Here is a 20,118-nt window from a genome sequence, read left to right as displayed (position 1 = left end):
CGCCTCATCCCCCCGGGGCGAACAGCGCCTCGATATCCGCCTCGGTCCAGTTCAGCGCGGCGCCTTCCTCCCCGCCCAGCACGCCGGCCACCAGCTCGCGCTTGCGCGCTTTCAGCGTTTCCATCTTGTCCTCGATGGTGCCGAGGGTGACCAGGCGGTGCACGAAAACCGGGCGGTCCTGGCCGATCCGATGGGCGCGGTCGGTGGCCTGGTCCTCCACCGCGGGGTTCCACCAGGGGTCGTAATGGATGACCGTGTCGGCCGCCGTCAGGTTCAGCCCGACGCCGCCGGCCTTCAGGCCGATGAGGAAGACCGGCACCGCCCCGTCCTGGAACTGCCGCACCGGCGTGTCGCGGTCCCTGGTGTCGCCCGTCAGGATCAGGTGGGGGATGGCGTCGGCGCGCAGCCTGTCCTCGATCAGCGCCAGCATGCTGGTGAACTGGGAGAAGACCAGCACGCGGCGGCCTTCCTCCAGCAGCGTCTCCAGCAGCTCCATCAGCCGGTCGAGCTTGGCGGAGCCTGGTCTGGCGCTGCGCGCGACGGGCAGCTTCAGCAGCCGCGGATCGCAGCAGGCCTGGCGCAGCTTGAGCAGCGCATCGAGGATGATGATGCCGGAGCGTGCCAGGCCGCGCTTGGCGATGGCGGCCTTCACCTTCTCATGCATCGCCAGGCGGATGCCTTCATAGATGGCGCGCTGGGCGGCTTCGAGTTCGACGGGTTCGACGATCTCGGTCTTGGGTGGCAGGTCGCGCACCACCTCCGCCTTGGTCCGCCGCAGCAGGAAGGGCCGCACCCTTTGCACCAGGGCGGCCTGGCGGGCCGTGTCGCCGCGCTTCTCGACGGGGGTGCGGTAGCGGCTGCGGAAGCTTTTCTCGCTGCCGAGAAAGCCGGGGGCGAGCAGGTCGAACAGCGCCCAGAGGTCGCCCAGGTGGTTCTGCAGCGGCGTGCCGGACAGGCACAGCACCTGGTCCGCCTTCAGCCGCCGCGCCGCCTGGCTGGTTTCCGCCTTCGGATTGCGGATCGCCTGGGCCTCGTCGAGGATCAGGATGCGCCAGTCCTGGGCGGCCAGGGTCTCGATGTCGCGGCCCAGCAGCGGGTAGCTGGTCAGCACCAGATGGTGCCCCGCGATCTCGCCGAAGGCGGCCTTGCGGGCGGTGCCGTGCAGCACCAGCAGCCGCAGATCGGGCGCGAAACGCGCCGCTTCCCGCCGCCAATTCGGGATCAGGCTGGTGGGGCAGAGGATCAGCGCCGGGCGATCGAGCCGCCCCTGCGCCTGTTCGATGGCCAGATGCGCCAGGGTCTGCACCGTCTTGCCCAGGCCCATGTCATCCGCGAGGATTCCACCCAGGCCCGCGCCGCGCAACATTTGCAGCCAGGCGACGCCTTCCGCCTGATAGGGGCGGAGATCCGCCTGGAAGCCGGGCGGGATGGTCACCGGCGGCACCGTGCCGCCGGCCTCGCGCAATTGCCGGCCGAGGCTGCGCAGCGCCTCCCCGCCCTCGAAGCGGAGCTGGCTGGCGGCTTCGAAGGCGGCGAGGCGGGGGGCATCGAGGCGGGAGAAGCCGATGCCCGCCGCCTCCGGGTCCTGCGCCCCGTCGGCCAGCAATTCGTCCAGGGCCTGCAGCGTCGGGCGCAGCCGCGCCATCGGCAGGCGCAGCAGCCTTCCATCCGCCATGGGCAGCAGCAGCGGCTTGTCGTCCGGCTGGTCCGCCAGCAGGGCCTGCCCCTTCCCGCCGCCGATCATCCGCAGCAGCAGCGGCACCAGGTCGAGCCTTTCGCCATCCACGGTGACGCCGAGTTCCAACTCGAACCAGTCGATGCCGGAGCCCTCGCGCAGTGTCGCGCTGGGCGCGTCGGCGGGCTCCACCAGGCGCAGCGGGAAGTCCTCGGCGATCTCCACCTGCCAGCCCTGGGCCTGGAGCGCGGGGACCTGGTCGAGCAGGAAGCCGAGCCAGCCGCCCAGGGCGGCGTCCTCGGCCAGCAGCCACTCGCCCTTCGACCGGAAGGGCAGATAGGCCGGCGCCAGATCCCCGGCCGGGGTGAGGCCGGCGTCGACGAGCCGGTCCAGCGCCAGCCATTCCGCCTGGGCGTCGCGGTTCAGGCGATACAGCCGGCCGTCATGGCGCAGGGTGCGCGGCGCCATGTCGCCGCCTGGCGGCAGCGTCAGCGGGCCGTAGCGGAAGGATGGCAGCGCCGCCGGCACCTCGGATTCGAGGGGCTTGCCATAGGCGGGCCGGCGGTTGCGGGGGGCCGCCGGGTCGAAGGGCAGCGTGGTGCGGATCAGCCGCAGCAGCGGGGCCGGCGGGCCGTCCAGCGGCTGCGGCGGGTCCAGCGCCACGGGTGGCGGCGTGCCGGGCAGCAGCCGGGCGAGGGCCTCCGTGACATGCGGCGCGGCGTCGGGCGGGATCGGGGGCCCCGTCAGCAGCGGCAGCAGCAGGGCCGGCGGCAGTTCGGTGCGGACCGGCCCGACCTCGCCCCTGGCGGGATCGAGGTAGCGATAGCCGTCCAGCAGGAAGCCCTGCAGGCCGGCCGGCAGGGTCAGCACGGGGCGTTGCCCGCCATCCTCCTCCACCTGCCAAGCAATGTCGCCCGGCCGCGGCCGCCCCTCCCGCAGGGTGGGGCCTTCCGCCGTTCTCCATCGCGCCCGGCCGGTGGCGAGGATGCGGCGCAGCAATTCAGCGGGCTCCTCATCACGGCCCAGCTCGTGATGGCTCCAGCGCAGGTTATCCAGCCGGCGCAGCAGCGGCGCGTCGGCCTCCTCGATATAGGCCGGCCGGGGCGGAACGCCGCGCCAGCCGAGATTGCGCGCGGCACCGATACTGCCGTCCTTGCGAATCTGCACGGTGACCGGCTTCGCGGTCAGGCGGCCCATCTGGCCACCCGTCTGGCCCGGCGGCATCGGCGGCAGGTCGAACAGGAACAGCACCTGTCGCTGGTCGCGGGGCGGGGCGGGTGGCGTGGCCTCGCTGGTAAGGCGGGACAGCCAGGCCGCGACCTCGGGCGGCACGGCCGGCGCCGCGGGGGCGGGTGCCAGCCGAAGCGCGTGTTGCAGGCTGGCCAGTTGCGCCGGCGCCGCGCGCAGCCGCACCAGCACCGCCGCCACATGCTTGCAATGCAGGCCGACCGGGCAGGTGCAGCTGTGCAGGAACGCGATACCGCCGGTCGGTCGCGGCAGCAGGGTGATGGACTGGCGATAGGGCCGCGTGGCCGTGCCCTGCACCTGCGCCAGGATCTGGCCATTCGCCGCCATCTCCATCCGGCGCACCCGCCCCTGGCTGGCATAGGCGCTGCCGGCCTGGAGCGCCGCCTCGCCGAAGGAGCGGCGCAGCACCGTATCGCTGAGCGCATGCAGCAGCAGGGACGAGTTCGTCGGGTCCATGGGCGGATCATGGCGGCGCTTCCTGGGCCTTTCCAGGCCGTCCAGGCAGGCAGGGCGGGCTTCTGGCGTCGCCGTGACCAGATTCGCCGCAGCTTTCCGCGCTTCATTGCGCTTCATACGTTGAAGCACGGCGCTGGTGACCTATACTGCGGGTCAGGCCGGTGCGGCCGCTCCTCCTCCCCGGGCTCGAATCCACGAGACGGCGGGGCCGGACGCGGTCGCGGCCGAACAGGCGAGTCCAGAGATGACCAACACGCACGACTGGCGGCGAGACCGCAAAGCCCGCAGCAAGCGAGGCTTCGACGACGACATGCCGCAGGAGGGCGGGTGGGCACCTCCGCCCACCCCGAGCTATTCGCCCTCCTCCGCCGGCGCACCGCGCCGGTCCTCCGGGCCCGTGGCCTCGGGGCCGGACGTCGCCGCGGTGGTGAAGCGCTTCGATCCGGAACGGGGCTTCGGCTTCGTCGCGGTCGATGGCGGTGGCGGCGACGCCTTCCTGCATATCAGCGTGCTGCAGCGCGCCGGCGCCGATTCGGCGCTGCCCGGCACCAAGCTGCGCATCCGTGTCGGCCAGGGCGAGCGCGGCCCGCAGGTGACCGAGGTGCTGGAGGTCGGCGAGGTGGGTGAGGTTCCGGCCTCGCCGCCGCGCGGCGCCGGCCCGCGCCCGGGTGGCCCGCCCTCGGGTGGCGCCGGCTTCCGCGCCCCGCCCCCCCCCGGCGCGGGCGAGGAAGTCCAGGGCACGGTGAAATGGTACAGTGCCGAGAAGGGCTTCGGCTTCGTCACGCCGAGCGATGGCGGCAAGGACGTCTTCGTCCACGCCACGGCGCTGGAACGCAGCGGCCTGCGCCCGTTGACCGAAGGTCAGTCGGTCACGCTGCGCGTGGTGCAGGGCAAGAAGGGGCCGGAAGCGGCCTCCGTCACCGCCGCCTGAGGATTTCGATCCCAAGGTGAGATCAGGGCGGCAACCGCGGGGTTGCCGCCTTTTTTCGTGGCCCCCCTTTTTCATGGGGCACCGGACAGGCGCCCGTTTGCCGGGCAGCGCGATGCGGCGATAGAAGGACAGGGCATCAGGCGGCCATCCGAGCCGCCGAAAGGGAAATGTCCTCATGATCCTGCCCCGCCGCGGCCTGATGGCCGCCGCCTTCGCCACCGGACTCGCCGCGCCCGCCTTCAGCCAGGCCTGGCCCGATCGCCCGCTGCGCATCGTCGTGCCCTTCCCGCCCGGCGGCTCGAACGACATCATCGCCCGGCAACTGGCCGAGGCGCTGCGCGAACGGCTGGGCCAGCCGGTGATCGTGGAAAACCGCGCCGGGGCCGGCGGCAATGTCGGGGCCGACAGCATCGCCAAGGCGTCGCCAGACGGTCTCAGCCTGCTGCTGACCGCGCCCGGGCCGCTGGCGATCAACGAACACCTGTTCCGCAACATGCCCTTCGTCCCGCAGCGGGACTTCGCGCCGGTCGCGCTGGTGGCCAGCGTGCCGATCGTGCTGATGGTCACCAACGGCCTGGCCGTGCGCTCGGTGGCGGAGCTGGTGGCGCTGGCGAAGCGCGATCCGGGCAAGCTGGCCTTCGGCTCCTCCGGCAATGGCAGCACCAACCACCTGGCCGGGGAGTTGTTCAAGTCGATGGCGGGGATCGACATCGTCCACGTGCCCTATCGCGGCGCGGCCCCGGCGATGACGGACCTGGTGGGCGGGCAGATCCAGATGATGTTCGACAACATGCCCGCCGCCCTGCCGCAGGTGCGTGGCGGCCAGGTGCGTGGCCTGGCGGTGGCCGGGGCGGCCCGCGCCGAGGCCCTGCCCGAGCTGCCGACGGTGGCCGAATCGGGCGTGCCGGGTTTTGCGGCGGAGGCCTGGTTCGGCCTGGTGGCGCCCGCCGCCACGCCGGAGGCGGTGCTGCAGCGGCTTCAGGCGGCCTGCGGCGCGGCGCTGGCGGATGCCGGGCTGCGCGCCCGCTTCGCCCAGGGCGGCGCGACGCCGGGCACCCGGCTCGGCGCGGATTTCGGCCGTTTCGTGGTGGAGGAGCGGGCCAAATGGGGCCGCGTTGTCGCCGCCTCCGGCGCCCAGGCGAACTGACCGGGCGCCAGGGGGGGGATTTCGGCGCCGGTGGGTGCGGAAGGGCTGAAATGCAAGGCGCCTAAGCCCTTGTGCGCGCAGGGCATCACGGCCTAGTTACATGGGCATGACGAGCAGCGGGCGCGCCCTCCTGATCGTGGTCGTGGTCTCCTCGGGACTCGCCACGTTTGTCGCCAGCCGGTTCGTGAAGAACGATCCGGCGGGGGATGCGCCGTCGCGTCCAGTGTCCCAGGCCCCCTCCAGCGCCCCGGCCGCCGCATCGTCGCCAGGCGTGACGGTGCCGGCGATACCGGCGCCTGCGGTGACAGCACCGGCGCCTGCGGCGACGGCACCGGCCGTCATCGCGCCGGCTGTGCCGCAGGGTACCGCCACCGTCACCGCCCCCGCCGCGGCACCCCCGCCGCCCGAGCCGCCGCGCTTCGACGTGGTGCGGGTCGGTGCCCGTGGCGGAGTTGTGGTCGCCGGCCGTGCGGCCGCGGGGGCAGAGGTGATCCTGTTCGAGGATGGGCGGGAGATCGGCCGCGCCCGCGCGGATGCGCGCGGCGAATGGGTGATCCTGCCCCCCGATCCGATGCGCCCGGGCAGCCGGCAATTCTCGCTGCGCGCCCGGATCGGCGGCGTCGAGATCGCCGGCCCCGATATTGTCGTCGTGGTGGTGCCTGAGCCGGTCCTGGTGGCGGAGACGCCGCGGCCGGAGGCCGAGGCTGCCGCACAGGCCCAACGCCTCGCCGAGGCCGAGGCCGCCGCACAGGCCCAACGCCTCGCCCAGGCCGAGGCCGCCGCACAGGCCCAACGCCTCGCCCAGGCCGAAGCCGCCGCACAGGCGCAACGTCTCGCCGAGGCCGAAGCCGCCGCACAGGCGCAACGCCTCGCCCAGGCCGAAGCCGCCGCCCAGGCGCAACGCCTCGCCGAGGCCGAAGCCGCCGCGCAGGCCCAGCGCCGCGCCCAGGCCGAGGCCGCCGCACAGGCGGCAGCGACCGCGGAGGCGGAACGTCTGGCGCAGGCAGAGACCGCGGCCCGCAGGCTGCGGGAGGCCCAGCAGCTCGCCGCCGCCCAGGCGGAACAATCCTCACGCGCGGCAGCCGCCCGCGCCGAAGCCGCCGCGCGGACCGATGACCTGGCCCAGGCGGAGGCCACCCGCCTCGTCGACGCCGCCCTACAGGCGGCCGTGGCCGCCGCGGAAGCGACCGAAGCCGCGCGTGATGCGGAGGCCGCGCGCCTCCAGGCCAGCGCTGACGCCGCCGCGCGCGAAGCCCGGGCGATCGCCGAGGCACGGGCCGCGGCCGAAGCCCTGGCGCAGGCCGAGGCCGAGGCGCGCCTGGCTGCCCTTGCCCTCGCCGAGGCCGAAGCCCGCGCCACGGCCATCGCCCGCGCGGAAGCCGCGGCGGCCGCCAAGGCCGTGGCGGAGGCCGAGGCCCGCGCCGCCGCCATCGCCCGCGCGGAGGCCGAGAGCCGCGCCGCCACCATCGCGCGCGCCGAGGCCGAGGCCCGCATCGCCGCCATCGCCCAGGCCGAGGCCGAGCGCCGCGCCGCCGCACAGGCACCTGCCGCCACATCGCCCCCGATCCCGGCCACGGTCCAGGCACCCGCACCGGCGCGTCCCCTTGTCGTGCTGCTGCCGCCCGCCGAGGCTGGACCTGCCCGCGTGCTGCAGGGCACAACCGCGCTGTCCACGGTGGGGACCTCCCCGGCGGCCGGCCCCGCTTTGGGGCTGGAGGTGGTGGACTACACCGATGCCGGCAGCATCCGCTTCGCCGGCACGGCCGCGCCCGGCGCCTCCGTCCGCATCTATGTCAACGACAGCCACGCCGGGGATGCGGAGGCCGATGCGCAGGGCCGCTGGACCATGGCGCCGGCGGAAGCGCCCGCCATCGGCCGGCACCGCCTGCGGCTCGACCAGGTCGCGGCCAATGGCGCCGTCGCGGCACGGATCGAGCTGCCCTTCCAACGCGACCAATTGCCGCCCGGCAGCGTCGCGGAAGGACGGGTGGTAGTGCAGCCGGGCAACAACCTGTGGCGCCTGGCGCGGGCCGCCTATGGCCAGGGCATCCGCTACACCGTGATCTTCGAGGCCAACCGGGACCAGATCCGCAATCCGAACCTGATCTTCCCCGGTCAGGTCTTCACGATCCCGGCCTCCATCCCGGCCGATTCCAGCCGGTCGAGATAGGGGTCCAGCGCCAGGGCGAAGCCCACCATGGCGCTGACCAGCGCGGTCGCCGTCGTCGTCCCCTCCAGCTCCATCGCATGTTCCAGCCGCACCCGATGGTCGGGCAGCAGGCGCAGGCGCCAGCCTTCCGGCAGTTCCGCCGGCAGAGCCTCCAGCGCCGCGAAGGCGGCCGGGCGTAGCGCGGCGCGATCGATGGTATAGGGCACCGCACCGGCCTGGGCCGCCAGGGTGATATGGCCGGCGCTGACCACGGCCTCGCAGCCGCGCCCTCGCCAGGCGAAGCGCAGCGCGGGGCGGCCGACCGGGGTCAACTGGCCGTCAAGCGCGACCAGGAAAGGTCCATGCGGGGTAGGGTCCATGGATGCATGTTGTCCGCGAAGGATGAACATACCATAAGCGACCGCATGAGCCTGATCTCCAGCCTTCGACTCGTCCTCTCCCGCCCGCACCCGGCCGGGCGTCCCTTCATCTATGGCGGCCTCGCCGTCGCCGTGATCGGCGGGCTGCTGCTCGGCGGCTGGCTGTTCTGGCCCGGCGTGCTCTTCACGCTGTTCTGCCTGTACTTCTTCCGCGACCCGGAACGGGTGCCCCCGCCCCGGGGACAGGTGGTGCTGGCCCCGGCGGATGGCCGCGTGGTGATGGCCGGCCCGGCCGTGCCGCCGGAGGAGCTGGGCCTCGGCCCGGCGCCGCGCTACCGCGTCTGCATCTTCCTCTCGGTCCTCGACGTGCATGTGAACCGCATGCCGGTGGATGGCGTTGTCACCAGGATCGCCTACCGGCATGGCGCCTTCCTGAATGCCAGCCTGGACAAGGCGAGCGTGGACAATGAGCGTAATGCGCTCGCCATCCGCATGCCGGATGGGCGGGACGTGGCCGTGGTGCAGATTGCCGGGCTGATCGCCCGCCGCATCCTGTGCCATGTGCGGGAGGGGGATCAGGTGCAGGCAGGCGACCGTTTCGGCATCATCCGCTTTGGCAGCCGCACCGACGTGTACCTGCCGGAAGGCGCCCGGCCGCTGGTCGCGGTCGGCCAGCTCATGATCGGCGGCGAGACGGTGGTGGCGGAGCTGCTGCCGATGGCCAACCCGGCATGAATGCCGATGGCGAATCCCGCGTGAGTGAGGCGGCACCGGAGGCACAACGCCTGCGCGGCCTGCGGCGCTTCCGCCGGCGCACCCGGCCGCGCTTCGAGGGCCTGTCCTTCAACCGGCTGATCCCGAACATCCTGACCATGCTCGGCCTTTGCGCCGGGCTGGTGGCCATCCGCGCCGCGATCGAGGGACGCTTCGCCCTGGCCGCGGCGCTGATCGTGGTGGCGGCGGTGATCGATGGGCTGGACGGGCGGCTGGCGCGGCTGCTGAAGGCGACATCCCGCTTCGGCGCGGAATTCGACAGCCTGGCGGATTTTCTGTCCTTCGGCGTGGCGCCGGCCATGGTGCTGTATCTGTGGTCGATGCAGACGGTCGGGCCGCTGGGCTTCGTGCCCTGCCTGCTCTTCGCCGTCTGCTCCGCCCTGCGGCTGGCGCGGTTCAATGCCTCGCTGGATATCGGCCCGGCGCCCAAGCCCGCCTATGCCCACAGCTTCTTCACCGGCGTCCCGGCGCCGGCCGGGGCCGGCTGCGCCCTGTTCCCGTTGTTTGGTGCCCTGGCCTTTTCCGAATGGGGCTGGGTCGGCACCGGGGATGCCATCCGCCATCCGGTGCTGGTGGGCGTCGTGCTGGTCGCGGTCGGCGTGCTGATGGTCAGCACCCTGCCGACCTGGTCCTTCAAGAACTTCCGGGTTCCGCGCGCCGCGGTGCTGCCGCTGCTGCTGGGCGCGGGGCTGTATGTGGCCTTCCTGGTGGCGGAGCCCTGGGCCGCGCTGGCGGCGGCGGGCGTGATCTATCTCGGCATGCTGCCCTTCTCGCTGAAGTCCTACGTGACCCTGAAGCGGGAGGCGGAGTCGCTGATCGAGCCGGAGGCCGCGCAGACCCCGACCGCATGACATGATGTGAAGCGAAGGGGCCGCGCTCCGCCCTTGCGGACGTAACGTTGCGACGCCAGTCTGCGCGCGCTGCCGCAGCCTGGGGAAACGCGAACATGTTCCGGATCATCGGCCTGGCCCTGGGGGCATTGCTGCCCGCCCTGGCCTCCTCCGCCCTTGCCCAGCCCGCGCTGCTGGAGCGTGGCCGCCATCTGGTGGAGGTCACCGGCGCCTGCGGCAATTGCCACACGCCGATGGGGCCGCAGGGGCCGGTGGCGGGTCGCATCCTGGCGGGCGGCACGGTGTTCGACGAGCCGCCCTTCCGCGCCGTCGCCCCCAATATCACCCCCGACCCGGAGACCGGCATCGGCCGCTGGACCGATGCGCAGCTCGCCCGCGCGATCCGGGAGGGCATCCGCCCCGATGGCAGCCTGATCGGCCCGCCGATGCCGATGACGCTGTATCGCGGCCTGTCGGACCAGGACCTGGCCGCCATCGTCGCCTATCTGCGCACGGTGCCGCCGGTGGCGAACCGGGTGGAGCGCAGCGTCTATCGCATCACTTTGCCGCCGGCCTATGGCCCGCCCGTCGTCAGCGTGGCGCCGCCGGCCGACACGCCCGTGGCGCGCGGGGAATACCTGGCCAATGCCGTCGCCCACTGCATGGAATGCCACACCCCGATGCTGCCCACCGGGCAGAACGACCGGACCCGGCTGGGGGCCGGCGGCATGGAATTCCGCGGCCCCTGGGGCGTCTCCGTGGCGCGCAACCTGACGCCGCATGCGAACGGGCTGGGCGGCTGGACCGATGCGCAGATCGTCGAGGCGATCACCAAGGGCGTGTCCAGTAGCGGCCGCCAGCTCGCCCCGCCCATGGCCTTCTGGGCCTATGCGAACATGACGCAGCAGGAGTTGGGCGACCTGGTCGCCTATCTGCGCAGCCTGCCGGTGCAGCCATGACCATCCGTGGCAGGCTGCCGCTGACGGTCGCCGGGCGGCCGGTGACCATCACCGGCGGCCCCTTCGATTCCCTGCCCGACGGCGCCTTCGGCGTCTGCCTGGAGATGCAGTCCCAGAAGGCCTGGCTGGCGGATGTGCCGCTGCCCACCGCCGATTTCGGCCTGCCGGAGCCGGCGGCGCTGCGCGCGGCGGTGGGCGAGGTGCTGCGCCAGTTGGAAGCGGAGCCGGACCGGCCCGTGCATATCGGCTGCCGCGCCGGGGTCGGCCGCACCGGGCTGTTCATGGCCTGCCTCGTCAAGGCGGCGGGCGTGGCGGGCGATCCGCTGGACTATGTGCGTGCCCACTACCTGCCGCACGCCGCCGAGACCCCGGCCCAGGAAGCCACGGCGCGCGGCTTCACCTGGCCCTGACGGGGCCAGGGCTCAGAACCGGTTGCGCAGCCGCAACTGGAAGCGCGTCTCGTCGAAGTCGGAGGCCTTGTCGTAGTTCAGCCCGGCGCCGATCGAGAGATTGGTGTTCAGCGCGTAATCCATCTCCGCCCGCACGCCGCCCACGGCGCCGGCCGAGGACTGGCTGCGGTAATTGGCCAGCACCGCATCCGCGGTTCCGGCCGTCGCCTCCGCCATCGAGGCGAGCTGGCCCTGCAGGTTCGAATCATTCGGGAAGACCGGGGCTGAATCCTCGCGCCAGGCGGCATAGCCGATGGTTGCGCCGACACGGTAGGAGAGGTCGCCGCTGCGCCCGCGATAATCCACCGGGATGTTCAGCGCCGTATATTGCTGCGGCGAGAAGTAGCCGCCATGGCCGAGCGTGAAGTAGCGCAGGTTCCGCTCATAGGCGAGGTAGACGAGGTCGAGGCCCGTCCGCAGCTCCCCCTCCCCCTGGCGCCAGACCGGGATGGACACGCCCGCGCCGCCCTCGATCCGGCTGTTGGAGACGACGCCGCTGCCATCGAGCATGGAATAGCCACCGCCGACATAGCCGTAGCCATTGCCGATCGGGAATTCGAGCTGCGCCCGCCCGCCGGTCCGCAGCACCGGACCCCAGCTCGTGCCGGTGCGCGGATCGGTGACGCCGGACCAGGACAGAAGGCTGTCATTCATGCCGCGCCGCTCGGCGGTCATGCGCAGGCGCAGCCCGCCCGCCGTCAGCTCCGGCGCCAGCTCGGCGCCGCCGACGATGTTGGAGGTCTGGAAGCCGATCGGCGTGCTGCCGACATCGAAGCGCAGCCAGTCGCCCCGCCGATAGGCAAGGCCCACGGCGACGCCGGAGGCGCCGCTGTCGGTCGGCGCCGGCAGGGTGCCCGCGCCGTTCAATATGCTGGTGCCGAAGCGCTGCCGCGCCTGGCGGGAATTGGCCACGGAGCCGGCATCGATGGTGGTCGGCTCGGCATAGGCGGTCAGCCTGCCGCCCACGGCAGGCACCGCCGCCACCCCCTCCAGCCGCGTCGACAGCTCGCTCAGCTTGTCGAGGCCATCATCGCCGGAGCGCATGCGGCCATGGGCGACGGCGGCGAGGCTCGGCCCGACATCGTCACGCAGCGCCGCCAGCTCCCGCTCGATCTCGCGGGCCAGCGGGTCCGGCGGTGCGCCGGTGCGGGCCACGGCGCTGGGGCCGAAGGGGTTGGCCATGCCGCTGGGCGTCGCCGCGGCCGAGCCGCGCCCGCCAACGCCCAACTCGACGGCCCGCTGGCGGGAGGCCGATTCCAGCGCCCGCCGCGCCGCATCGCCATCGCCCGCATCGCGCGCCACCCGCGCCTCCAGCAGCAGCATCCGGGCATCGCCCGGCATCGCCGTCCGCCCCTCCGCCAGAAGCTGCGCGGCGCGCTGGCGGTCGCCGGCGGCGATGGCGGCCTCGATCGCGGCGCGGCGGGTTTCCACATTGCGCGGGTCGCGGGCCAGCAGGGTCTCGGCGATGCGCAGCGCCTCCGCCGGCTGGCGCGCGGTGATGTAGAGGCGTGCCAGGGCGAGCTGCGCCGCCGGATTGTCGCCCGAGGCGAGGGCCGGGCGCAGCCTTTCGAAGGCGCCGGCCTGGTCGCCGGCCTCGTTCAGCCGGTCGGCGGCGCGGATCGCGGCACCTCCGCGCAGCGCGGCGAGGTCCCGCTGCACGGCCGGGCTGACGCCGCCAGCCTCGATCTCCGCCGCCAGGGCCACGGCCTCCGGCTCCAGCCCGGCGGAGAGCAGCGCGCCGGCGATGGCGACGCGGGCCGGGGTCTGGGTGCGGTTGGCGATGGCGGCGACGCGCGCGGCCTCCCCGGCGCCGGGGCGGTCCCCGGCCTCGCCGAAGGCGCGGATCACGGCGGCGGCGGTGGCCCCGGTCGGGTCGGGGCGCGCGGCGATGGTCAGCAGCCGGGTCCGGCCATCCAGCGGCGAGGCCGCCATCAGCGCCACCGCCGCCGCCACATCCCGCTGGCTGCGGATGCGCACCGCAAGACGCTGCATGTCGGTGCTGCGCCGGGCGGCGGGGATGCGGGACAGGAAGGCATCGGCATCGGCCGGGCGGCCATCCTCCTCCGCCATCAGGGCGGCGGCATAGGTCGCGTCCGGCGTCATCAGGCGGCCGGCGAGTTCCTCGACCAGCGCGCGGCCCTCCGCGCCCCGGCCCTGGCGGCGCAGGGCGCGGGCGAGGTCGAGGCGGATCCAGGGATCGTCCGGCGCGGCGGCCACGGCGTTGCGCAGCAAAGCGGCGGCGGCGGCGGGGTCGGCCGCCCGGGCGGCCTCGTTGCGGAAGCGGGAGGCGGCGGCGGGCGCGGGGGCGGTGCCGCCGGCGGGCTCGCCCCGGGGCACGGCTTCCTGGCGCGGCGCGGCGACCACCTCGCCACCCCGGTTCTGCGCCCGCAGCGCCGCATTCAGCCCGGCCTGGGCGGAGGGCAGGCCCGGGCGGCGGGCGAGCGCTGCGCGGAAGCGTGCCTCGGCACCGGGCGCGTCGCCCCGGCGCAGGGCGATCTCACCCAGCACCGCCTCGGCATCGGAGCGATCCTCCACGTCGCGCAGGGCGGCGCGGCGGCCCTCGATCCCCGCCTCCTCCAGCGCGCCACGGCGCAGCGCGGCGCGGGCGGCGGCGACCTCCGACCCGAAACTGGCCGCATCCAGCGCCCGCTGCCATTGCGCCGCGCCGGCCGGATTGGCGGCGATGGCGCGTTCCAGCAGGTCCCGCGCCTGGGCCTGATTGCCCTCCCGCAGCCGGATGATGCCGAGGCCGCCAAGCGCATCGGCGTCGCGGGGATTGTCGCGCAGCAGAGCCTCGAAGCGCTGCGCGCTGTCGCCCAGCGCGCCGGCCTCCAGGCGCTGGAAGGCCTGCTGGCGGGCGAGGGCGTCGGGGTCGGCTGCGGCCGGGGCGGGTGCCTCCCGCATCGCGGCCAGGCGTTCCGTCATGGCGGCGTCGCCGGGGAAGCGCCGCAGGAAGGCCTCGGCCTGGGGGCGCATCGCCGGGTCGCCGGCGGCGAAGCCGATGGCGGTGGACCAGGCGCGCCGCGCATCCACCGCGACGGCCGGCACCTCGGCCAAGGCGCGCAGACGCTCGATGCCCTGGAGTCGGGTGGCGGGGTCGAAGGTGAGCGATTGCGCATAGGCGAGCCGCGCCCAGACATCCGCCTCGGGCTGGTCGGCGATGCGGCCGAGGTTGCGCAGACCCTCCGCCCGTGTCGTCGGCGCACCGGCCATGGCCTGGTAGTATTCGGTGGCGAATTCCTCGGGCGGCGGGCGGTTGCCGAAGACGGCGCGATAGCGCTGCACCGCCGCCGCGGCGCGACCGTCCTGGGCCAGTTGGCGGGCTTCCTCCAGGGCGTTGCGGTCCAGCGTGGCGGCGCGCACGGCGTCCTCCACCGCCGCGAGCTGCGTCACGGCGCCGGTGCGCTGCAGGCGGGCGAGGTAGCTGGCGGCGGCATCGCGATTGCCGCGCGCCAGTTCCAGCCGCGCGGCCGTGGCCAGCGCCGAGGGGTTCTGGGGCTCCGCCGCCAAGGCGCGCTCGATCGCGGCGGAGGCCAAGGCGAGCTGGTTCTGGGCGATCAGGCGCTCGGCCTGGCGGATCAGGATGGTGATGGCGGGGGAGCCGGATGGCGCGGCGGCGGCTGGTGCGGGCGCGGCGGCCGGCGCCTCCCCCTGTGCCCATGCGGAGGTGGCCGCCAGGGTGGCGATCAGGGCCAGGGGAAGGCGCGGTCCCATCTCAATGACCTTTCGGGCTGCGCGCGCGCAGGCGCATGGCGGAACGGCGGCGCAGCATCCAGGCGGTGGGCAGGCCCAGCAACAGGGCCGCCGCCAGCATGAGGAGGCCGACCGCCCAGGGCTGCTCATCGATCCACAGATAGGGCATCAGCCAGAGGGGCGGATCGCCGACCGTATAGCCGCGGCCGGTGCTGAAGGCGCTGACACGGTTGCCATTCAGCACGGAGAGATCGCCCTGCACCTGCCCCGCCGTCGCCGGGTCGCGCAGCGTGGTGACGGCATTGGCCAAAGCCAGCGGCGTGACACCCAGCATGGCGACCACGGAACGGCCGGAATGGCTGGGGGATTCAGTGCCGACGATCAGCGCGACGTTGTCGCCCAGCCCCGACAAGGCGGCGGCGGCGCGCTGCCGTTCCTCCCCCTCGCCCAGGAACAGCGCGCGCAGCGAGGACAGGCGGTCGGAGGCGCCGAGGCTGACGCGCCCGTCCGCAAGCTGGACCGCGCTGCCGCGCAGCAGCGCAGGCGCCGCCGGCTGGCGCGCGAGCGTGCCGAGCAGGATCACATCCCGGTCCCCGATGCTGGACAGCCCGTTGGGGAAGACGACCTGGAGCCCGGTCGCCGGCAGCCCGACCTTCAGGGCCAGCGTGCCGACCAGGTCGAGGAAGGCGCCGATCTCGACCGTGTTCGGCTGCTCCGGCAGCACCACCGTGGTGGCGGAGAGGTCCGCCATGCGGGTGAAGGGGAAGCCCGAGGAGGCGAAGAAGCCGAGCGAGGGCAGGCGCGCATAGCGCCAGGCGCCCGAGATATCGATGGTCGAATCCGGCTCGATCGCGGCGCGGATGTCGCCCGGGATGCCGGCGCAATCGCCCCGCGCCAGGGGGCGCATGTCGAAGCGCATCTGAAGCTCGTCCTGGCCCGCCAGCAGATAGGTGGGCACCAGCACCCTGCCCCGCCGCACCGCCGGATCGTCCAGCAGCGTGCCGGTCAGCCAGTTCGTGGCGAAGCCGGGCAGCCACCAGCGCTCGCCCGAGCCCAGCGGCAGCGATTTCAGGAAGGCGCCGGAGACGGCGACATCCAGCCGCGACGCTGCGACATCCAGCACCTGCCCGGCCGGGGCGCGGAAGGCGATGTCCACCGGAATGCCGCGCCCGGCCCAGGTCAGCAGGTCCGGCGCCGTGCGCAGCGGCACGCGGATGGTGCCGGGGGTGTAGCCATAGGCCTGGAGGTCGTTCCGATCGGTCCGCCGGCCGAATTCCTCCGGCCCACTGGCCGAGACCCAGCGCGGCGCGTCATAGGGCCGGCGCGGCGCCAGGCTGGGCGGCGCCGAGACCTCCACCGATTCGCCGCCGAAGCTGTTGCCGGCCACGGCCAGGGTGGTCGCCACCTGCACCAGTTCGACCTCCGACCGGCCGGCGATCACCAGCACCGTGCCGAAGGGGTCGGTCGGGTTCGGCACCAGGGACAAAGTGGGCCCGGCGATGCGCGGCAGTGGGAGGTTGGGGACGGCATCCTCGCTGGTCACCAGGACGATGGCATTGCCGGTCTGCGGAATCTGCCGGAAGACCGGGAAGCGGGCGCCCCGGTAATCGGCCTCCACCGCGAAGTAGGAGGTGGCGATGGCCGCCGCGCGCAGCGCCGTGGCCCCGGATTCGGAGGCCATGACCACCGGCAGCGTCAGCGCCTGGCGCAGGTTGCGGCGGTCGAACAACGGCTCCGGCAGCCGCGCCAGATCGCGCTGGGGGATCAGCCGCTCGATGGTCAGCGACAGCGTGGAGAGATCCGACACATTGGCCGAGAGCAGGCCGGAGAGCGGGTCGTTGCATTCGGTGGTGTAGCGGCCGCTGAAGCGGAAGTTCAGCCGGTTCAGCTCGGCGAAGGCCACCGGGTCCAGGTCGTAGCCGACCGGCCCGAAGGCGCCGCGCGCCGGGTCCAGCGGGATATTGCCGACGAATTGTTCGTTCAGCGTCACCGCGACCTGCGACTGGGAGGGCAGGAGCTGGGCGGAGGAGCCGCCCTGCACCACCAGCCGTGCCGCCGTCACCACCTCGTCGCGGGAAAAGCCGAACAGCACGCCCTGCAGATCCGCCGTGCCGCGGAACTGCATCGGGCCGGCCAGGCCCAGCTCCCGCAAGGTGAAGCGCAGCTCACGCACCGAGGGCGAGGACAGCGGCGCGGCGGCGAGCGGCGGCGGCGCGGCCAGGGGCGTCGGTGCCGCGGGTGGCAGCGCGGGGGGCAGCGGCTGCGCCATCAGCGCGCCCGGGTCCAACAGGGGCGCCTGGGCGAAGGCCGGCGCGGCGAGGCCCAGCATCGCCGCGAGCAGCAAGCCGGCGGCGACATCAGGCAGCCGGACCGGCGCCGGAGCCGGCGCGACCGCGCGCGGTTGACGCGGGCGCAGCATCTCCGACTTGCGTTCGGAGGCGGCGATCAGCGCCGCCGGGGTGCGCACCGGCGTGCCGCGGATGCGGAAGCGGTAGCGCACGAAGACCGCGTCGCGCGTCGCCGCGACCACGTCGCGCAGCGCCCGCAGCGGCTTGTCGCGCGCCCAGTTGTCCCATTCGATCCAGGCATCCGGGCGGCCGAAGAACACACGCACCAAGGCCATTTCGTCCCGGACATCCTTGAGCTGGAAACGCACCATCGCCTCATTGTCGTCCCAGCGCACAAGCTGCGCCGGCACTTCCTGCACCTCGCCCCCCACATGAAGGGCGATGCGGCAGTTTTCCTCATCCGCCACGCCCAGCGGCCGGTCCAGCCGCAGCCGCGCGCCGGACAGCGACAGGTCGGAGGTCGTGGCCGGCATGCGCCGCCCGTCCGGCAGCACCACCTCCGCCGGGATGGCGGTCTGGATCCGGGCGCGGGCGCGCATCTGCTCCCGCTCCACGCCGACGGCGACGGCGGCCGAGACCGGCACCAGGCAGAGCACGGCCCAGAGCGTGTTCAGGGCATAGGCCTGGAATTCCAGCGAGGCGGTGGGCGTGGTGAACAGCCCGTAGAGGCCGATGGAAACGCCGATCAGCAGCAGGCCGAGGATGATCATGGTCGGCAGCACGGCGCGCACGTCGAGATAGCCTTCCTCCACCATGCCGCCCTTGTCGGTCACGTTGAACTTGCCCTTCAACGGGTCCCACAGCGTGGCGAGGGTGACCCGCACCAGCGGGCCGGCCAGCGTCGCCTCATAGATTTCGGACCAGAAGGAATGGCGGTTCTTGCCGTTCAGGCGCGCGGCGGTGCCGAAGGCGTGGATCATGTGGCTGCCGGCATAGGCGATGATGGCCAGCGGCGAGGCGGCGATGATGTTCTGGCCGAGGAACAGGAAGGCCAGCGGCGAGGTCAGGAAGACGATGCGCGGCAGCGCGAACAGGAAGGAGAAGCCCGCGGTGGTGTAGCAAAGCCGCTGCGCCACCGTCAGCTCCCGCGCCATCGGCGTGTTTTCCTGGCGCAGGATCTGGATCATCCCGCGCGCCCAGCGCATGCGCTGGCCCATATGGATGGACAGGCGTTCGGTGGCGAGGCCGGCGGCCAGCGGCAGGCGGATATAGGCGGTGTGCCAGCCCTTCTTCTGCATCAGGAAGGAACAGTGGCAGTCCTCCGTCACCGTCTGGTGCGGCACGCCGCCCACCTCCTCCAGCGCCGTGCGCCGGATCAGGGCGCAGGAGCCGCAGAAGAAGGCGGCGTTCCACAGGTCGTTGCCGGGCTGGATCGCGCCGTAGAACAGCAGGCCCTCATTCGGCACCGGGCGCTGGCGTGCCAGGTTCCGCTCGAAGGGGTCGGCCGAGTAGAAGAAGTGCGGCGTCTGCACCAGCGCGATGCGCCTGTCCCGCACCATCCAGCCGGCGGTCAATTGCAGGAAGGCGCGGGTCGGCGCGTGGTCGCAGTCGAAGATGGCGATGTATTCGCCATCGGTGTGCTTCAGCGCATGGTTGATATTGCCGGCCTTGGCGCCCTTGTTGTCCGGGCGGATGATGTAGCCGCAGCCGATGTCCTCGGCGAATTGCCGGAAGGCGGGGCGGCGCCCGTCATCCAGGATGTAGACGTTCATCTTGTCGCGCGGCCAGTCGATGTTCATCGCGGCCAGCACGGTGGGGCGGACGATCTCCAGATCCTCGTTGTAGGACGGGACGTAGATGTCGACGGTCGGCCATTCGTCCATGTTCGCCGGCAGGGGCACCGGCTTGCGTTCCAGCGGCCAGGTGAGCTGGACATAGGACAGGAACAGCAGCGTCGCCGCGTAGAACTCCGCCAGGATCAGGCCGATGGAGAGGACGCCGCCCAGGAAGGTTTCGAATTCCAGGGTCTGGGTCACCCGCCAGAACAGGTAGCGGCTGGTGATGGCGACCGAGAGCATCACCAGCACCACGGTCACCAACCGCGAGCGGAAACGGTTGAGGATGATGAAGGCGGCGGCGCCGGCCAGGGTCAGCACGCCCTGCGCCGGTCCCGGCAGCGGCACCGTGACGACGATGACCAGCGCCAGCAGGCCGAGACCCACCAGGGTGCCGCGCAGCAGACGGCCGGGCAGCGGCAGCCTGCCCTCCGTCGCGGCGCGGATCAACGCCGGTGCCCCCAGGAGGCCAGGGCGGAGAAGGCCGGGCGCGGCTTGTCCCTGTCCGGCGGCGCGGCCAGGGCCAGCAGACCCTCGATCCGCTCCGCCAGCAGCACCAGGTCGTCCGCGCCCGGGCCGGCGCCCTCCACCGGCAGGCGGCGATCGGCCAGCGCTTCCGCCACCGCGGGATCGCGCGCAACGACACTCACCGGGCGGTCGCCCATGGCCTGCTGGGCGAAATCCAGCACGGCATCGGAGAGCGGCGCGCCCAGCTCCACCTGGTTCAACACCAGCATGGCCTTCAGCGCCGAGCGCGCCGCCAGGGTCCCGCGCCCCAGGAAGCGCCCGGTGACGATGGAGGGGATGAAGGAGGCCGAGCCGGAATCGGAGAGCAGCACGACGCAGATCACATCCGCCAGCGGCAAGACGGCTGACAGCGCCGGCGAGGGTCCCGGCGGGGCATCGACCACCACGACGCGCTGCGGCGCGGCCAGCATGTCCTTCACCTGGTTGGCCAACACCTCCGGCTGTTCCAGCAGCAGGCGGGTCAGGGCCAGGGCGGCATGGGGTTCGGTGTAGCCATGCGGCAGCAGCGCGACATTGGCCCGCGTCTGGCGCAGTCCTTCGCGCCAGGGGCGCTCCTGCCCGAGCTGCGCGAGGAAGCCGTCATCGTGATCGATCGGCACGCCGAGATGCAGGCGCAGCGCGTTCTGCGGATCGAGGTCGAGGCCCACAACCTCATGCCCCCGCGCCGCCAGCACGGCGGCGACATTGGCGGCGAGGGTGGTCTTGCCGACGCCCCCCTTGGGCGAGACGAATGCGACGAGCGGCATGATGCTGGGCGTGCTCTATTTGGAGTGGGA

The 20,118-nt window shown here is 73.2% G+C and carries 12 protein-coding genes; 7 read left to right on the top strand and 5 right to left on the bottom strand.

Features of this window, described 5'->3' with window-relative positions:
• Positions 1-4: 4 nt before the first annotated feature.
• Positions 5-3,379 (bottom strand): DEAD/DEAH box helicase, encoded by a 3,375-nt coding sequence (locus tag JJQ90_RS08680; protein WP_216874397.1) that lies wholly within the window; start codon positions 3,377-3,379, stop codon positions 5-7.
• A gap of 244 nt (positions 3,380-3,623) precedes the next feature.
• On the opposite strand from JJQ90_RS08680, the gene JJQ90_RS27470 reads away from it, so the two are divergent.
• From JJQ90_RS27470 to JJQ90_RS08665, 3 genes are all read left to right on the top strand, one after another.
• Positions 3,624-4,310: a cold-shock protein gene (locus JJQ90_RS27470; protein ID WP_329959413.1), complete on the top strand. Its 687-nt coding sequence runs from the start codon at positions 3,624-3,626 to the stop codon at positions 4,308-4,310.
• 175 nt (positions 4,311-4,485) lie between these two features.
• Positions 4,486-5,457 carry a Bug family tripartite tricarboxylate transporter substrate binding protein gene (locus JJQ90_RS08670; protein ID WP_230410499.1) on the top strand — a complete coding sequence of 324 codons (972 nt, stop codon included), beginning with the start codon at positions 4,486-4,488 and terminating at the stop codon, positions 5,455-5,457.
• A gap of 106 nt (positions 5,458-5,563) precedes the next feature.
• On the top strand, positions 5,564-7,627 hold the full coding sequence (locus JJQ90_RS08665) for a LysM peptidoglycan-binding domain-containing protein (protein WP_216874395.1): 2,064 nt from the start codon (positions 5,564-5,566) through the stop codon (positions 7,625-7,627).
• On the opposite strand, the gene JJQ90_RS08660 is transcribed toward JJQ90_RS08665, so the two are convergent.
• A complete protein-coding gene (locus tag JJQ90_RS08660) occupies positions 7,573-7,986 on the bottom strand; it encodes a hypothetical protein (RefSeq protein WP_216874393.1) in 414 nt (137 codons plus the stop codon). The two genes, JJQ90_RS08665 and JJQ90_RS08660, sit on opposite strands and share 55 nt — an antisense overlap.
• A gap of 6 nt (positions 7,987-7,992) precedes the next feature.
• Here JJQ90_RS08660 and JJQ90_RS08655 point away from each other — a divergent pair, with 6 nt between their 5' ends.
• The 4 genes from JJQ90_RS08655 to JJQ90_RS08640 all read left to right on the top strand — a co-directional run bounded on the left by JJQ90_RS08655 (position 7,993) and on the right by JJQ90_RS08640 (position 10,959).
• A complete protein-coding gene (locus tag JJQ90_RS08655) occupies positions 7,993-8,721 on the top strand; it encodes a phosphatidylserine decarboxylase (protein WP_268958608.1) in 729 nt (242 codons plus the stop codon).
• Complete coding sequence (pssA, locus tag JJQ90_RS08650) at positions 8,718-9,611, top strand: CDP-diacylglycerol--serine O-phosphatidyltransferase (protein WP_216874389.1); 894 nt, start codon at positions 8,718-8,720, stop codon at positions 9,609-9,611. Before JJQ90_RS08655 ends, pssA begins: the two co-directional genes overlap by 4 nt.
• 95 nt (positions 9,612-9,706) lie before the next feature.
• On the top strand, positions 9,707-10,549 hold the full coding sequence (locus tag JJQ90_RS08645) for a c-type cytochrome (protein WP_216874387.1): 843 nt from the start codon (positions 9,707-9,709) through the stop codon (positions 10,547-10,549).
• A complete protein-coding gene (locus JJQ90_RS08640; RefSeq protein WP_216874385.1) occupies positions 10,546-10,959 on the top strand; it encodes a protein-tyrosine phosphatase family protein in 414 nt (137 codons plus the stop codon). The genes JJQ90_RS08645 and JJQ90_RS08640 overlap by 4 nt, the downstream gene beginning before the upstream one ends.
• Before the next feature lie 12 nt (positions 10,960-10,971).
• Here JJQ90_RS08640 and JJQ90_RS08635 read toward each other — a convergent pair whose 3' ends face one another.
• Genes JJQ90_RS08635 through JJQ90_RS08625 form a run of 3 tightly spaced genes read right to left on the bottom strand, consistent with a single transcriptional unit; the run spans position 10,972 to position 20,088 of the window.
• On the bottom strand, positions 10,972-14,712 hold the full coding sequence (locus JJQ90_RS08635) for a cellulose synthase subunit BcsC-related outer membrane protein (protein ID WP_216874383.1): 3,741 nt from the start codon (positions 14,710-14,712) through the stop codon (positions 10,972-10,974).
• Between the two features lies 1 nt (position 14,713).
• Positions 14,714-19,264: a UDP-forming cellulose synthase catalytic subunit gene (gene bcsA, locus JJQ90_RS08630; protein ID WP_216874381.1), complete on the bottom strand. Its 4,551-nt coding sequence runs from the start codon at positions 19,262-19,264 to the stop codon at positions 14,714-14,716.
• Complete coding sequence (locus JJQ90_RS08625) at positions 19,261-20,088, bottom strand: cellulose synthase operon protein YhjQ/BcsQ (protein ID WP_216874379.1); 828 nt, start codon at positions 20,086-20,088, stop codon at positions 19,261-19,263. The genes bcsA and JJQ90_RS08625 overlap by 4 nt, the downstream gene beginning before the upstream one ends.
• Positions 20,089-20,118: the final 30 nt, after the last annotated feature.

Source organism: Falsiroseomonas oleicola, from assembly GCF_019029495.1.
GTDB lineage: Bacteria > Pseudomonadota > Alphaproteobacteria > Acetobacterales > Acetobacteraceae > Falsiroseomonas > Falsiroseomonas oleicola.
This window is presented reverse-complemented; position numbering and strand designations above follow the sequence as displayed.

Excerpts from the sequence above, each read along its gene's own strand:
- JJQ90_RS08680 (WP_216874397.1), bottom strand. The coding sequence starts at position 3,379 with ATGGACCCGACGAACTCGTCCCTGCTGCTGCATGCGCTCAGCGATACG.
- JJQ90_RS27470 (WP_329959413.1), top strand. The coding sequence starts at position 3,624 with ATGACCAACACGCACGACTGGCGGCGAGACCGCAAAGCCCGCAGCAAG.
- JJQ90_RS08670 (WP_230410499.1), top strand. The coding sequence starts at position 4,486 with ATGATCCTGCCCCGCCGCGGCCTGATGGCCGCCGCCTTCGCCACCGGA.
- JJQ90_RS08665 (WP_216874395.1), top strand. The coding sequence starts at position 5,564 with ATGACGAGCAGCGGGCGCGCCCTCCTGATCGTGGTCGTGGTCTCCTCG.
- JJQ90_RS08660 (WP_216874393.1), bottom strand. The coding sequence starts at position 7,986 with ATGGACCCTACCCCGCATGGACCTTTCCTGGTCGCGCTTGACGGCCAG.
- JJQ90_RS08655 (WP_268958608.1), top strand. The coding sequence starts at position 7,993 with ATGTTGTCCGCGAAGGATGAACATACCATAAGCGACCGCATGAGCCTG.
- pssA (WP_216874389.1), top strand. The coding sequence starts at position 8,718 with ATGAATGCCGATGGCGAATCCCGCGTGAGTGAGGCGGCACCGGAGGCA.
- JJQ90_RS08645 (WP_216874387.1), top strand. The coding sequence starts at position 9,707 with ATGTTCCGGATCATCGGCCTGGCCCTGGGGGCATTGCTGCCCGCCCTG.
- JJQ90_RS08640 (WP_216874385.1), top strand. The coding sequence starts at position 10,546 with ATGACCATCCGTGGCAGGCTGCCGCTGACGGTCGCCGGGCGGCCGGTG.
- JJQ90_RS08635 (WP_216874383.1), bottom strand. The coding sequence starts at position 14,712 with ATGGGACCGCGCCTTCCCCTGGCCCTGATCGCCACCCTGGCGGCCACC.
- JJQ90_RS08625 (WP_216874379.1), bottom strand. The coding sequence starts at position 20,088 with ATGCCGCTCGTCGCATTCGTCTCGCCCAAGGGGGGCGTCGGCAAGACC.